This is a genomic window from Roseateles sp., from assembly GCF_039929605.1.
GTDB lineage: Bacteria > Pseudomonadota > Gammaproteobacteria > Burkholderiales > Burkholderiaceae_C > Pelomonas.
Genome location: NZ_JBDSQX010000109.1, coordinates 1 through 13,982, shown reverse-complemented (window position 1 = coordinate 13,982; position 13,982 = coordinate 1). Strand labels below are relative to the sequence as shown.

The window sequence follows — 13,982 nt, the reverse complement described above, 5'->3', positions numbered from 1 at the left end:
TGTCCCTATCCCTGGCTGGTATCACCGCGATCGCGGCCGCCGGACCCCTTGACAAGACCGAATGCATCGCGCCGGCCAAGCCCGGCGGCGGCTTCGACCTGACCTGCAAGCTGGCGCAAGCGGCGCTGATGGAAGGCAAGTACGTCAGCGACCCGATGCGCATCACCTACATGCCGGGCGGCATCGGCGCGGTGGCGTACAACGCCATCGTCGCGCAGCGCCCGGGCGAGTCCAACACCCTGGTCGCCTTCTCGGGCGGCTCGCTGCTGAATCTGGCGCAGGGCAAGTTCGGCCGCTACGGCGAGAACGATGTGCGCTGGGTGGCCGCCGTGGGTGCCGACTACGGCGCGGTGATCGTGGCCGAGAACTCGCCGTTCAAGACCATGGCCGACTACGTCGCCGCGGCCAAGGCCGACCCGACCAAGGTGGTGTTCGGCGCCGGCGGCACGGTTGGCAGCCAGGACTGGATGAAAGCCGCACTGACGGCGCGCATCGCCGGCATCAACCCGAAGTCCATGCGCTTCGTTGCTTTCGAGGGCGGTGGCGAGGCGATCACCGCGCTGCAGGGCGGCCATGTGCAGGTCTATTCCGGCGACGCGTCGGAAGCCGCCGAGCAGATCAAGGCCGGCGCCAAGATCCGTGTGCTGGCCGTGATGGCCGACAAGCGGCTCGAAGGCAGCCTGGACAAGGTGCCGACCGCCAAGGAACTGGGCTTCGACATCGAGTGGCCGATCATTCGCGGCTTCTATGTCGGCCCCAAGGTGAGCGACGCCGACTACAAGGTCTGGGCCGACACCTTCAGCAAGATGATGGCCACCCCGGCCTACGCCAAGCTGCGCAGCGAGCGCGGCCTCTTTCCGTTCTCGAAGACGGGCGCCGATGCCGCCAGCTACGTCAAGTCACGCGTGGCCGACTACCGCAAGATGGCCGCCGACTTCGGATTGAACGTCACTCCCGCCAAGTGACGCCTTGAGCCCCAGCCCGCCGTCCGGCGGGCTGGCACCCTCCCGAAGGAGAGTTTCATGAGTGATCGCATTCTGGGTGCGGTGTGCGTGGTCGCGGCTGCAGGCATGGCCTGGGCGGCACGGGACTACGCCGCCGCGATCTCGTACGAACCGGTAGGCCCGCGCGCCTTTCCGCTGCTGCTGGCGGCGCTACTGGGCGGTTGCGGCGCCTGGCTGGTGCTGCGCCCAAGCGCGCACGTCAGCGGCTTGGGGCTGGCCTCGCTGAAGTCGCTGGGGCTGGTGGTGGTGGCGACCTTCGCCTTCGCGCTGCTGTTCCAGTTGCTCGGCTTCACGCTGGCCACCGCGCTGATGGCCCTGCCGGTGGGCCTGGCCTTCGGCGGCACCTGGAAGCAGTCGCTGGCCGGCGGCGTCGGCCTGGGCTTGTTCCTGTTCCTGATGTTCGACAAGCTGCTCGATGTGGTGCTGCCCACCGGCTTGCTCTCATTCGTGCTCGGAGGCCGCTGATGGACACGCTGAACTACTTGTTGGCCGGCTTCGCGGTCGCCCTGACACCGACCAACCTGCTGATGGCCGCCATGGGCGGCCTGATCGGCACCATCGTCGGCATGCTGCCGGGCCTCGGGCCGATCAACGGCGTGGCCATCCTGATGCCGCTGGCCTTCGCGCTGAAGCTGCCGCCCGAAACGGCGCTGATCCTGCTGGCGGCCGTCTACATGGGTTGCGAATTCGGCGGCCGCATCTCGTCGATCCTGCTCAACGTGCCGGGCGACGCCGGCGCCATCATGACCGCGATGGACGGCTACCCGATGGCCCGCCAGGGGCGTGCCGGCATCGCGCTGTCGATCTCCGCGTGGAGCTCCTTCATCGGCTCCCTGATCGCCACCATCGGCATCGTGCTGTTCGCGCCGCTGCTGGCGCGCTGGGCGCTGGCGTTCGGCCCGGCCGAGTACTTCGCGCTGATGTGCTTCGCCTTCGCTTGCATCACCGGCCTGATGGGTGACGCGCCGATGAAGGCGGTGCTGGCTGCGGTGCTGGGCCTGTCGCTGTCCACCATCGGGCTGGACTCCAACTCCGGCGTCTACCGCTTCACCGGCGACGACGTGCACCTGTCCGACGGCATCCAGTTCATCGTCGTCGTGATCGGCGTGTTCTCGGTCAGCGAGATCCTGCTCATGCTCGAGCAACACCACAGCAACGCCGGCGCCATCCGCATCACCGGGCGCACGCTGTTCAACCTGCAGGAGATGGCGCACACCTGGTGGACGACGGTGCGCTCGTCCATCGTCGGCTTCATCGTCGGCGTGTTGCCGGGGGCCGGCGCCACCATCGCCAGTGCCATGACCTACACGATGGAAAAGCGCATCGCCGGCAAGAGCGGCGACTTCGGCAACGGCGACATCCGCGGCGTGGCGGCGCCCGAGGCGGCCAACAACGCGTCGGCAGCGGGCTCCTTCGTGCCCATGCTGACGCTGGGCGTGCCGGGCTCGGGCACGACGGCGGTGATGGTGGGCGCGCTGTCGCTCTACAACATCACGCCCGGCCCGGCGCTGTTCACGCAGAACCCGACGCTCGTGTGGGGCCTGATCGCGTCGATGTTCGTGGCCAACGCCATGCTGCTGGTGATCAACATCCCGCTGGTCGGCGTGTTCGCCCGCCTGCTGCGCACGCCGAACTGGGTGCTGGTGCCGGCCATCCTGTCGATCAGCGCGGTGGGCGTGTACTCGGTGCATGCCACCACCTTCGACCTGGTGCTGATGGCGGTCTTCGGCGTGGTCGCCTTCCTGCTGCGCAAGCAGGGCGTGCCGATGGCGCCGCTGATCCTGGGCTTCGTGCTCGGCGACCTGATGGAGCAGAACCTGCGCCGGGCCTTGTCTATCACCAACGGCGAACTCGGCATCCTGGTCGAAAGCCCGATCAGCAAGGGGCTGTGGGCGGTGGCGATTGCGATGGTCATCGTGCCGCCGCTGCTGCGCCTGCTGGCCAGTCGCCGCAAGGCAGCCTAGTCGAGGAGCTGGCGGCGTCATGCAGCCGCGCCGATGCACGCGTCGGCCGGACTGCGCACAATGGCGGCTCCCCTGTTGTTGAAGCTTCTCGCCATGCGCCGCCTGCTGTTCGCCACCGCCCTGCTCGTGTCCGTCGCCGCCCAGGCGCAAAGCCCTGCCGTCAAGGTCGATGACGCCTGGGTGCGCGCCACCGTCGCGCCGCAGAAGGCCACCGGGGCCTTCATGCAGCTGACGGCGGCCAAGGCGGTCAAGGTCGTCGCGGTCAGCTCGCCGGTCGCGGCCGTCGTCGAGATCCACGAGATGAAGATGGACGATGGCGTCATGAAGATGCGCGCCGTCGATGCGCTGCCGCTGCCGGCCGGCCAGGCCGTGGCACTGAAGCCGGGAAGCTATCACGTCATGCTGGTGGGCCTGCAACGCCAGATCAAGGCCGGCGAGACCGTGCCGTTGACGCTGACCGTCGAAGGCGAGGACGGCAAGCGCACGGCGGTCGAGATCAAGGCGCAGGCGCGCTGAGGCGCCCGGCCGACCAGCTAGGGCCGGACCCCGGCGGTGCGGGCGATCTCGTCCGCCAGCCGTGGCCACAGCGCCTCGGGCAAGTCATGACCCCAGCCGGGAATAATCTCCAGCCGCGCGCCAGGGATGCGCCGTGCCAGGTCATGCGCCGCAGCGACGGGGATCAGCGCGTCGCCCTCGCCGTGGATGACCAGCGTGGGCGCCGTGATGCGTGGCAGGCGCTCGGCGCGGCGGCTGTCGGCCACGATGGCAAGGATCTGGCGTGCCACCGCCTGAGGGCGGAAAGACCGCTTCACACCCACGGCGATGCGCGTGCGCAAGGCTGTTGCGTCGGGCGGGTAGCCGGGGCTGCCGATGACACCGTACAGGCGCACGAAATGGTCGAGGATGTTGTCGAGCTTCTGCGCTGGCGTGGCGCCGGGCCTGGGGCGCGACATCAGCACGCGCCGCACCTTGAAGCTTTCGCGCGGCAGGCTGCGGGCGCCGCTGCTCGTCATCATCAGCGTCAGGCTCTTCAGCCGGTCGGCGTGGGCAAAGCCGAGGTGCTGGGCAATCATGCCGCCCATGGAGGCGCCGCAGACATGGGCCTTGGCGATGCCCAAGGCATCCAGCACGCCGACGGCATCCCTCGCCAGGTCGGCCAGCTGGTAGGGCGCCTTCACCGGCAGATGCAGCGTGTGCAGCAGCGCCGCCAGCGGCAGGCTGGGCACGCCCAGGCCGTCGAACGGCTGGCTCAGGCCGACGTCGCGGTTGTCGAAGCGGATGACGCGAAAGCCATGCGCGACCAACTCGTCGACCAGGCCATCGGGCCAGGCCACGAGCTGCATGCCCAGGCCCATGATCATCAGCAGCGGCTCGCCGCTGTCCGGGCCGCGGATGTCGACCTCGATGCGGACGCCGTTGGCGCTGACTTGCATCAAGGGCTAGCCGAGATCGATCTGGCGCTCGATGACGCGAGAAACGAGGCCGTAGGCGATGGCCTCGTCGGTGCTCATCCAGAAGTCGCGCTCGATGTCGACGGCCACGCGCTCCAGCGGCTGGCCGGTCTCGCGGGCGATGACGGCGGCGATGCGTGCGCGCGTGCGCAGGATCTCCTTGGCCTGGATGGCGATGTCGCTGGCCTGGCCACCGGCGCCGCCTGCGGGCTGGTGGATCATGAAGCGCGTGTTGGGCAGCGCGAAGCGGCGCTCCTTGGGCACGGCCAGGTAGAGGTGCGTGGCGGCACTGGCCACCCAGCCGGTGCCGACGACGTTCACCGGCGCGCGCACGAAACGGATCATGTCGTGGATGGCGTCACCGCTCTCCACATGGCCGCCGGGCGACGACACCAGCAGCGTGATGGGCGCGTCGGACTCTTGCGAGAGGGCCAGCAGGCGGCGGCAGGTGGCCAGCGCCATCTTGTCGTCGATCTCGCCAAAGATCATGACGAAGCGGCCCTTGAAGAGCAACTGCTCTTCCTGCTTCTCGGGGGCGTCTTTCTTGGTGGCCTTGTCTTCGGCGGCGGCGAGGGTGTGGTGGTGCATGGTGGGGGTCCGGGTTAAGGGCGATACCTTACCGCGAGAAGCGGCGCGGTGTGCCGCAGGGGTCAGGCGTCACCCACGCGGCGCCACCAGGCCACGCTGCTGATGACGAACAGCGCGGCGAAACAGCTGGTGCTCCAGACGACCGTGCGCACGAGCAGGTGCGACGTGTAGGCAGGCAGCGTGGCCGGCGTGAGCGCGTAGGCCGACAGCGCACCGACGATGCCGGCACAGGCGAGGCAGGCGAGCAGCAGGCGCCCGCGTGCCACGTCCAACGGGGCGGGTGCAGCCCGTGGCCGGGCACGCAACGCCCGGCGGTACGTGACGGCCAAAGCCACCACGCCCACGGCCGTGCTCAGGTGCTGTAGCAGGTGGGTCACGTCGAACTGCCCGTCGATGGCGTCCAGCAGTGGCTCTTCCAGCTCGGGCAGCAGCTCGGCGCCCCAGCGGCCCTGGTGCGTGAACGAGTCCCACAACAGGTGTGTGGCCGCGCCGAGCAGGATGGACAGCACGGCCACCGCCGCGCCCCGCCAAAACGGGTGCGGCGGCGGGCGCAGCTGTTCGCGCACGAGTGCACGGTGCGGTTCGGGCAGCAGCACCGTCAGCGGCCCGGCAAAGCGCAGCAGCAGCGCCAGCATCAGCAGGCACACCGGCAGGCAGATGGTGAAGACGCCCTCGGGCGTGTGGCAGAAGCCCCGCCACTTGCCGTGCATGCCGACGTAGTAGCTCAGGTCGGGCGCCATGGCCCCGAGGATCAGGGCGGGCAGGGAGAGCCAGCGAGGGCAGAGAGACCGCAGCGGCAGGATGGCGGCCGGGTGGGCAAAGGTCCAGGGCATGTGGGGGTTGTCAGCAGATCAGGAAAGCACCGTCGCACATGCTGCACGAGGCATGCCAGGCGGTGGGGGCCGGGTGCTCTATGGCCGTTCCGGCGCCTTGTAGAACCACCGCCTCGCGCCCTTCGGCTCGAACGGCTGCCAGTCGCCGTCCGGCTGCGCCAGCCGGTCCGCCAGCGCGTACAGCGCGATCGGATTCACGCCCAGGCCGATGTGGCTGGCCTGCACCTCGATGTTTTCGGCCAGCGGTGATGGCTCGTTGACGCTGCAGCGCCAGGCGACGACGCCGTCGCTCTTGGAGTAGATGGACGTCGTCGGCACCGGTGGCGCGGTGCGGATCTGCGCCATCAGGTCGGCGTCGTTGGACGTGTGGCCGCTGACCATCTCGAAAAAGCGCCAGGCATTGGTGGCGCGCGGGTGGCCGGTAAAGGGCGTGCCCAGCGTGACGACGCAGCGCGCCAGCTCCGGGCACTCCTTGGCCAGCTCGCGGGCATAGATGCCGCCCAGGCTCCAGCCGATCAGGCTGACCTTGCGGTGGTGCCGCCGGTGCAGGGCCTGCAGGTCGGCCTTGGCCTGCTCCAGCACGCCCGCGCGCGGGCCGAAGTTGAAGCCCTGGCCCCAGGGCTGCGTGGCGTAGCCGAGCGACTCCAGCAGGGCACGCAGCGGCGCGGTTGTCAGGTCGTTGGCGCCCAGACCGGGGAAGACGAGCACGGGGTGGCCGTCGCCGTGCGGCAGCTTCTTCATCCATGGCAGCGAGGCCAGCAGGGCCGCGTACTCCCAAGGCGCGCGGCCTTCGAGCATCAGCAGCCAGGCGTTGGGGGCGCGCAGGTCGTGCCAGTCGGTGTGAGCGGTGTCGGGCACGGCGGGCGAAGAGGGCCGGCGCGGGGCGCGCGGCGAGCGGGTAGCGGGCATGCGGGAAACGGGAGCGGGCAAACCCGCGCATTGTTAGCCAGCTGGGGCCCGTTTCCGCGCGGGGCTTGCCCGGGGCTTGGGTGTCGCTTTGGCGACGGCCTTCTTCGCTGGCGCCTTCCTTGCCGGTGCCTTCTTCACCACCGGCGCCGGTTCGGCTGCCACCTCCACCACCGGCAACGCCTGCAACTCCATGAACGCCGCATCCACATACGCCGCCAGCTCGCCCATCTCCGGCAGCGCCTCGCCGCAGGCCATCAGGCCGATGTCCAGGGACTGGTTGTAGGTCTGCACCGTCACGTTCAGCGCCAGGCCGTGCACGGCGATGGAGGTGGGGTAGTTCGTCAGCATCCGCGCGCCGGCCAGGTAGAGCGGCAGCTGCGGCCCGGGCACGTTGGAGATGACGACGTTGGCCACCACCGGTAGCTTCTCGGCCACCTTGGCGCGGCCGTAGAGCATGGCGCTGGCCTGCATCAGCCAGGGGATGCCCAGGCTTGGGAAATCGGTCGGCATCAGGCTCTTGAGCTGGGCCATCTGTGCCTTCATGGCCTTGCTGGCGGCGATGACGTGGGCCAGGCGCTCGGCCGGGTTGGCCAGGTGGGTGCCCAGGCTCATGAAGGTCATGGTGGCCTGGGTGTTGGAGGTGGCGTCGCCGGCCGCGCGCGTGGACACGGGCACGGCGGCAATGAGGCTCTTGCGCGGCAGCGGGCCGTGTTTGGCGAAGTAGCGCCGCAGCGCGCCGCCGATGACGAAGAGCACCGCGTCGTTGATGCTGGCGTGATGGCGCTTGCGCGTGCGGTTCAGCTCGGCCAGCGGCAGCGTGACGCCGGCGAAGGAGCGCGTGCTGGACAGGCTGACGTTGAAGCGCGTGCGCGGCGCCGGGCCGAGGCTGGATACCGAGGTCTTGCCGCGCACTATTGCCGTCGTCTGCGCGGCCACGTCCGCCAGCAACGTGCGCAGCTTGTCGACCGAACCGCCGGCCGCCGCGCCGCCTACGTAACCCACGGCCATGTTGCCGAGGATGTTGGCCGCGCTGGGCAGGGAGCGGGCAAGCTTGACAGTCTGCTGCCACTGCTGCGAGACGGCCGCGCGCAGCATGCCGACGGTGCCGAGCTGGCCGCGCTTCTTGCCGCGCGCGGCGGTGGTCTCGATGGGGCGCGGCTCGGGGCTGAGGTCGAGGATGACCTGGGCCAGCGCCACGGCGGCCTGGCCGTCCACGGCGGCATGGTGCAGTTGCGTGTAGAGGGCCACGCGCACCTCGCCGTCGGGGCCGGGCTCTAGGCCGGTGAAGACGCGGAACTTCCACAGCGGCCGGCTGCGGTCCAGCAGCACGGGGTGCAGCGCGCCGACCTGCGCCTCCAGCTCGCCCATGCCGCTGCCCTCGGGCAAGACGATCTCGACGATGTGCTCTTCGAGGTCGGGCTCGGCGTCCACCCAGCCGGGGTTGGACAGGCCGAGCGGCATCGCGATGAGCTTGCGGCGCAGCGCCGGCAGCAGCGGCATGCGGGCGCGCATGTGCTCGCGCAGATCCTCGATGTAGTCGCCGTCGTAGTCGGCGGGCAGCTCCAGCAGGTGCAGCGCGCCGACGTGCATCGGCATCTGCGGTGTTTCCAGGTAGAGGAAGCTGGCATCAAGGCCGGCGAGCTGTTTCATCGGCTGTCTCCTGAGTTATCAACCCAGCATAGCGATGAAAGCTGCGGCGGCCCTCCGGGCCGACCCCGCCTGCGACCATCAGGTCGCAGGCGTAGGACTCATTCTTCGGGAACAAAAATCCAGAGCAGGATGTACACCAGGATGCCGCTACCGAAGGCCAGGAAGAGCACCGTGAAGATCAGGCGCCAGACCCAGGCATCCAGCCCGGTGGAGCGGGCGATGCCGCCGCAGACGCCGCCGATCCAGCGGTCCACCCGCGCGCGGCGCAGGCCATTGACGGCGCCGACGTTGGGGCCGGGCGCGTTGCCGTAACTGGGTGCTGCGTGACCCACCGAGCGCTCCAGCACGCGGGCCTTGGCCTTGGCAAATTCGTCGTCGCTGAGCACGCCACGGGCATGCAGGTCGGCCAGCTTGTTGAGTTCGTCGGCGTCGTTCATTTGAGGCTCCTTGCGGGGTTGATGAGTTGAAGCCTAACGGCAGGGCGCGTACCTGCCAGCCGCTTGCGACGGTCGGTCGAATTTGTGGGACGCACCCCGGAAAATCAATGGACAGGCCGTTTGGCCGAATCAATGTCCACGAACTGCCAGAAGTCCAGCCAGAACAGCGGCCGGCGGTAGCCGTACATCCAGGGCTGCTCGATGTCGGTCAGGATGCGGTGCACATGGACCTTGTACGGCATGTAGGCCACGGCGATGCGCTTGGCCTCCTTGAACAGCGCCTCGCGCTCGGGGCCGTCGGGCAGGGCCTGCATGCGGTCGTAGATCGCGTCGAAACGGGCATTCTTGAAGCGCGGCAGGTTCTGCGTGCCGGCGAACGGGCCGTACAGGCGCTGCATGGCCTCCTGGCCATCCGCCGAGGCGGCCGTGGAGGCCAACGGCCACATCTGGTAGTTGCCGGCCTGCACGGCCTTCAGGTTCTCGGGCCATTGCTGGATCTTGATCTGCAGCTTGATGCCGACCGCACGCAAGGCCTGGTCCCACAGCTCGTCGATGGCGCGGCTCAGCGAGTTGGACTCCGTGTTGCGCATGAGGACGAGCGGGCTGCCATCGGGCAGGTCGCGCCAGCCGTCGCCGTCCTTGTCGACATAGCCATACATGTCGAGCAGGGCCTTGGCGCGGGCGGGGTCGTAGTCGCTCATCTCGCTCTTGAACGCCGGGTCGTAGCCGCTGGTGTTGGGCACGATGGGCGCTTGCGCCGGCACGCCCTGGCTGCGGCGGGCGCTCTTGATCTCTTTGTTCACGTCGTAGGCCAGCGAGATGGCGCGGCGCAGCGCCACCTTATCGGGCGTCAGGCCGCCGACGACCGGGTCTTCCAGATTGAAGCAGGTCAGCGTCATGTCGGGGGCGACGGTGAACACCGCCTGCATGCCGCGCTTGGCGAGGTTGGGCGCGAGCTTGCCGCCGGGCGCGGCCTGGGTGATGAAGTCCTCGGGCACGCGCTCGATGAAGTCGTGTTCGTTGTTCAGGAAGGACAGCCAGCGCGGTTGGTTCTCTTCAATGATGTCGACGACGACGCGGTCGATCATCGGCAGGCGGCGGCCCTTGAGCCGGGCATAGATGGCCTGGGCCTCGGCGTCGCCCGGCGCCGGCTGGGCTTCGTAGTGGCGTTCCCGGTAGCCGGGGTTGCGCTCGAAGACCATCTGCGAGCTGCGCCGCCATTCCTTCAGCATGAAAGGACCGGTGCCGACCGGGTGTTCCATGATCTTGTCGCCATAGAACTCGACCACCTCGCGGGCGACGGCGCCATAGAGGTCATTGCCGGCGAAGATGGCTTCAACGAGGCGTGGTCGCGGGCCGTTGGTCTTGATCTGCAGCGTGTAGCGGTCCAGCGCGCGCAGGCCGGCGATCTCGCTGTCGTAGGGGAAGGGCTGCTTGGACTGGAGGGTCTTCTCGCGCAGCTCGGCCAGGCCGACGATGCTCTGATCGTCATAACTCGCCCAACCCTGGGCGTTGGTGGCGGGGTCGGCAAAGCGCTTGATGCTGTAGACGAAGTCTGCGGCCGTGACCTCGCGCTTCTTGCCCTTGAAGGCCGGGTCGTCGGCGAAGTAGATGCCGGGCCGAACCTTCATCGTGAAGGTCTTGTAGTCGGCGCTGATCTCGGGCTCGCCGGCGGCGATCAGCGGTACCAGGCGTGCCGGCCGGGCCAGCGGGTCGAAGGCGTAGAGGGTCTCGAAAATGTGGGCCGTGACACCGCGGGAGTAGATGTCCGAAATGCGCGGCGGATCGAACCCGGTTTCGGCAATTTTGAAGGCATAACGAAGCGTCTTGACGGGCTCGGCGGCGCGCGCGGGTGCGGGCGCGGTGAGGCAGATGCTGAGCAGGGCAGCGAGCGCGGCCAGCAGGGAGGGAGCGTGTTTCATCAGCGGGCCTCAGGCAGGGCGGCGGTGTCGATATCGACGTATTTCCAATAGTCGCGCACGAAGATGTTGCGGCTGTAGCCGCGCACCCAGGGCTGCGCCATGTCGGTATAGATGCGGTGCACATGGAACTTGTACGGCGCGTAGGCGATGAGCAGGCGTTGGGCCTCGGTCATCAGCGCCTGGCGCTCGGGGCCGTCGGGCATGGCCTTCTGCTTCTCGTACAGCGCGTCAAAGGCGCGCAGCTCGAAACGCGGCTTGTTGGCCTTGCCCTTGGCCGCGCCGGAGCCTAAAGCGAGGAAGGTGTCGCCATCGGGCGTGGTGCCTACCCAACCGACCATCCACATCTGCAGCTTGCCAGCGTTGGCGGCCTTGAGTTGCTCGGGGAACTTGCCGATCTTGAAGCGGACGTGGATGCCCAGGGCGTCCATGCTCTTCTGCCATTGCTCGGCCAGCTGGCGGCGCTCGCCGTCGGCCAGCGTGGAGTACTCGATGGACAGCGGCTTGCCGTCGGGCAGCTCGCGGTAGCCGTCGCCGTCGATGTCCATGTAGCCGTACATGTCCAGCAAGGCCTTGGCCTTGGGCAGGTTGTATTCGCTGTTCTCGGATTTGAAGGCCGGGTCGTAGCCGTAGGCGACGGTCGGTACCGAGCTTTGGCTCTTCAGCGCCTGGCCGCGGCGCACGAGGCGGATCTCCTTGTCCAGGTCGATGGCCAGGTTGATGGCGCGGCGCAGTGCGACCTTCTCGGGCGTGTAGCCGCCAACGACCGGGTCCTCCATGTTGTAGTAGCTCAGCGCGATGTCGGCGCGCGGGTAGCGCGTCATCGTGATGCCGCGCTTGGCGAGGTTGGGCGCCAGCTTGTTGCCCGGCATGGCGATGCTGGCGAAGTCGATGGGCACCTCCTCGATGACCTCGGACTCGTTGCTGAGGAAGGACAGCCAGCGCGGCTGGGCCTCCTCGATGACGTCGATGACGACGCGGTCCACCAGCGGCAGCTTCTTGCCTTGCAGCGCAGCCACCTCGGCCTGCAATTTGGCGTCCGAACCCGGCGGCGCGGTCTCCGCGTAGCGCACGTCGCGGTAGTTGGGGTTCTTCTCCAGCACCATGCGTGAGCTGCGCCGCCATTCGCCCAGGCGCCAGGCATTGGTGCCGACGGGATGCTCCATGATCTTGTCGCCATAGAACTCGACCACCTCGCGCGCCACGGCGCCCAGGAAGCCGGCGTCGGCGAACTGGTAGACGAAGCGCGGGTCGGCCACGCCCAATTTGAGCTGGAAGGTGTAGCGGTCCAGCGACTTCAGGCCGTCGACGACGCGGTCGTAGTCGAACGGCTTCTTGGCGCGCATCAACTCCTGGCGCAGCTCCGACAGCCCCACGATCTTGACGTTCTCCAGCAGGTAGAGGTTGGCGCTCTTCCATTGCGGGTCGTAGTGGCGCTTGATGCTGTAGACGTAGTCCTCGGCGGTCAGCTCGCGCCGTTCCCCAGGTTTCAGGCCCTTGAACGCCGGGTCGTCCGCGAAGTAGATGCCCGGCTTGACGCGCATCGTGATGGTCTTGAAGTCGGCGCTGATCTCCGGCATCTCGGCCAGCGTGGCCGGGCGCAGCTTGAAGGGGCGGGCGCCGAAGTCGTATTCCAGCGGCGCGTCGAAGATGCCGCCGGCGATGGACTTGGAGTAGATGTCGCTGATCTGGGCCGGGTCGAAGCCGGTCTCGGCCACCTTGAACGCCTGGCGCAGGACCTTGTCCTCGGCGTGGGCAGCAGGGAGGGCGCAGGCCAGCAGCAGGCCGGTCAGCAGGGCGGGGAACTTCATTGCGGAAAGGCGCGCGGGCTCTTGGGAAGCGCGGAGTCTAGTGAAACCGTCAACGCGAACAGGAAGTCCCCTCGCATAGACTTCGACCCGTTTTCCCTGGCAACCCCGCCCGCCTGGCGGGGTTTGCAGTTTCTAGGAGCCCCGATGGCGGCCTATCTCATCCGACGCCTCTGGCAAATGATCCCGACCCTGCTCGGCGTCGTGCTGCTGGTGTTCTTCCTGTTCAAGTACTTCGGCAGCGACCCGGCCGTCATCCTCGGCGGCCTGAACGCCAGCCCGGAGCAGATCGAGTCCATCCGCGAGCAGCTCGGCCTGAACAAGCCCGTCTGGCAGCAGCTGTGGATCTTCATCCAGCAGATCGTCACCTTCGACTGGGGCAAGAGCTGGGCGACCAACGAGTCGGTGGCCCACCTGTTCGCCACGCGCCTGCCGGCCACGCTGACGGTGACCGTGCCCATCCTCATCCTCGAAGTGGCGCTGGCGATTCCCTTCGCGCTGGCCGTGGCCACCGTGCGCGGCAGCCTGACCGACCGCACCGTGATGGTCTGCACGACGGTGGCGGTGTCCATCTCGCTGCTGGTCTACGTCATCCTGGCGCAGTACGTGTTCGCCTTCCGGCTGGGCTGGTTCCCGGTGCAGGGCTGGACGAGCAGCCACTGGACCAACCTGACGACCTACGCGCCGTTGCCCGTCCTGGTGGCCGTGGCGGTGTCGATGGCGCCGCAGATCCGCCTGTACCGAAGCTTCTTCCTCGACGAGATCGGCCACGACTACGTGCGCACCGCGCGTGCCAAGGGCATGACGGAGAGCACCGTGCTGCTCAAGCATGTGCTGCGCAACGCGATGATTCCCATCCTGACCAATGTGTCGGTGCTGCTGCCGGGCGTGCTGGTGGGCAGCTTCCTGATCGAGGTGTTCTTCTCCATCCCCGGCCTCGGCCGCGAGCTGCTGCTGGCCGTCAACCGCGGCGACTATCCGGTCATCCAGGCGTTTGCCATCTACCTGGCGGCGCTGACGATGACGGTCAACCTGGTCGTTGACGTGCTCTACAAGTTTGTCGATCCGCGGGTGGTGTTGAAGTGATGGTTGTCTATTCGCACGGTGGCGTCCTGCCCAGGCCCAGCCGGGAGTTCGCCCCGGCGGGCGACCTACTTTTTGCGCCGCCAAAAAGTAGGCAAAAAGCTCTCCCCTGCGAAACCGCCCCTGTCGGGGTCCCCTGCGATGCTCGAAGCCCGGGGCCGCACCCAACTCACTTCGCTACGCTGCGTTCAAACAAAAGGGTGCGAAGTCAGAGCTTGATGCGCGCTGCGCGCGCGCCCCGGGCTTCTGCGCTTCTCGGCGGTTTAGAAGGGGAGGCCCATGAACAGCCGAGCAGCCAAACCCGAAAAACCGGTGTCGCCGGGCTGTTCAATCACC

Annotated in this window: 13 protein-coding genes; 5 read left to right on the top strand and 8 right to left on the bottom strand. The window is 68.1% G+C overall.

Going from position 1 to position 13,982, the window contains the following annotated elements; genetic code table 11:
- Window positions 1–11 precede the first annotated feature (11 nt).
- From ABIS05_RS15055 to ABIS05_RS15040, 4 genes are read left to right on the top strand one after another with little or no spacing between them, the layout of a single operon-like run.
- A complete protein-coding gene (locus ABIS05_RS15055) occupies window positions 12–965 on the top strand; it encodes a tripartite tricarboxylate transporter substrate binding protein (RefSeq protein ID WP_348013063.1) in 954 nt (317 codons plus the stop codon).
- Between the two features lie 57 nt (window positions 966–1,022).
- Complete coding sequence (locus tag ABIS05_RS15050; protein WP_348013060.1) at window positions 1,023–1,469, top strand: tripartite tricarboxylate transporter TctB family protein; 447 nt, start codon at window positions 1,023–1,025, stop codon at window positions 1,467–1,469.
- On the top strand, window positions 1,466–2,968 hold the full coding sequence (locus ABIS05_RS15045; protein WP_348013062.1) for a tripartite tricarboxylate transporter permease: 1,503 nt from the start codon (window positions 1,466–1,468) through the stop codon (window positions 2,966–2,968). The genes ABIS05_RS15050 and ABIS05_RS15045 overlap by 4 nt, the downstream gene beginning before the upstream one ends.
- Before the next feature lie 60 nt (window positions 2,969–3,028).
- Window positions 3,029–3,484 (top strand): copper chaperone PCu(A)C, encoded by a 456-nt coding sequence (locus tag ABIS05_RS15040; protein ID WP_407074881.1) that lies wholly within the window; start codon window positions 3,029–3,031, stop codon window positions 3,482–3,484.
- A 17-nt stretch (window positions 3,485–3,501) separates the two neighbouring features.
- Here the strand turns inward: ABIS05_RS15040 and ABIS05_RS15035 are convergent, their stop codons facing one another.
- From ABIS05_RS15035 to ABIS05_RS15000, 8 genes are all read right to left on the bottom strand, one after another.
- Window positions 3,502–4,401, bottom strand: coding sequence for an alpha/beta fold hydrolase (locus tag ABIS05_RS15035; RefSeq protein WP_348013059.1), 900 nt, complete (start codon window positions 4,399–4,401; stop codon window positions 3,502–3,504).
- A 6-nt stretch (window positions 4,402–4,407) separates the two neighbouring features.
- Window positions 4,408–5,007 (bottom strand): ATP-dependent Clp protease proteolytic subunit, encoded by a 600-nt coding sequence (locus tag ABIS05_RS15030; protein WP_348013058.1) that lies wholly within the window; start codon window positions 5,005–5,007, stop codon window positions 4,408–4,410.
- A 62-nt stretch (window positions 5,008–5,069) separates the two neighbouring features.
- Window positions 5,070–5,840, bottom strand: a complete 771-nt coding sequence (locus ABIS05_RS15025) for a DUF4184 family protein (protein ID WP_348013057.1) — start codon at window positions 5,838–5,840, stop codon at window positions 5,070–5,072.
- A 78-nt stretch (window positions 5,841–5,918) separates the two neighbouring features.
- The gene (locus ABIS05_RS15020; RefSeq protein WP_348063274.1) at window positions 5,919–6,698 is read right to left on the bottom strand and encodes an alpha/beta hydrolase; all 780 of its coding nucleotides are present in this window, start codon (window positions 6,696–6,698) and stop codon (window positions 5,919–5,921) included.
- Window positions 6,699–6,782: 84 nt separating this feature from the next.
- On the bottom strand, window positions 6,783–8,399 hold the full coding sequence (locus ABIS05_RS15015) for a wax ester/triacylglycerol synthase family O-acyltransferase (RefSeq protein ID WP_348013055.1): 1,617 nt from the start codon (window positions 8,397–8,399) through the stop codon (window positions 6,783–6,785).
- Window positions 8,400–8,497: 98 nt separating this feature from the next.
- Window positions 8,498–8,836 (bottom strand): PspC domain-containing protein, encoded by a 339-nt coding sequence (locus ABIS05_RS15010; protein ID WP_348013054.1) that lies wholly within the window; start codon window positions 8,834–8,836, stop codon window positions 8,498–8,500.
- Window positions 8,837–8,940: 104 nt separating this feature from the next.
- Window positions 8,941–10,758, bottom strand: coding sequence for an ABC transporter substrate-binding protein (locus ABIS05_RS15005; RefSeq protein ID WP_348013053.1), 1,818 nt, complete (start codon window positions 10,756–10,758; stop codon window positions 8,941–8,943).
- Window positions 10,758–12,566 (bottom strand): ABC transporter substrate-binding protein, encoded by a 1,809-nt coding sequence (locus ABIS05_RS15000; RefSeq protein WP_348013052.1) that lies wholly within the window; start codon window positions 12,564–12,566, stop codon window positions 10,758–10,760. The genes ABIS05_RS15005 and ABIS05_RS15000 overlap by 1 nt, the downstream gene beginning before the upstream one ends.
- 144 nt (window positions 12,567–12,710) lie before the next feature.
- On the opposite strand from ABIS05_RS15000, the gene ABIS05_RS14995 reads away from it, so the two are divergent.
- A complete protein-coding gene (locus ABIS05_RS14995) occupies window positions 12,711–13,649 on the top strand; it encodes an ABC transporter permease (RefSeq protein WP_348013051.1) in 939 nt (312 codons plus the stop codon).
- The last annotated feature ends 333 nt before the right edge of the window (window positions 13,650–13,982 follow it).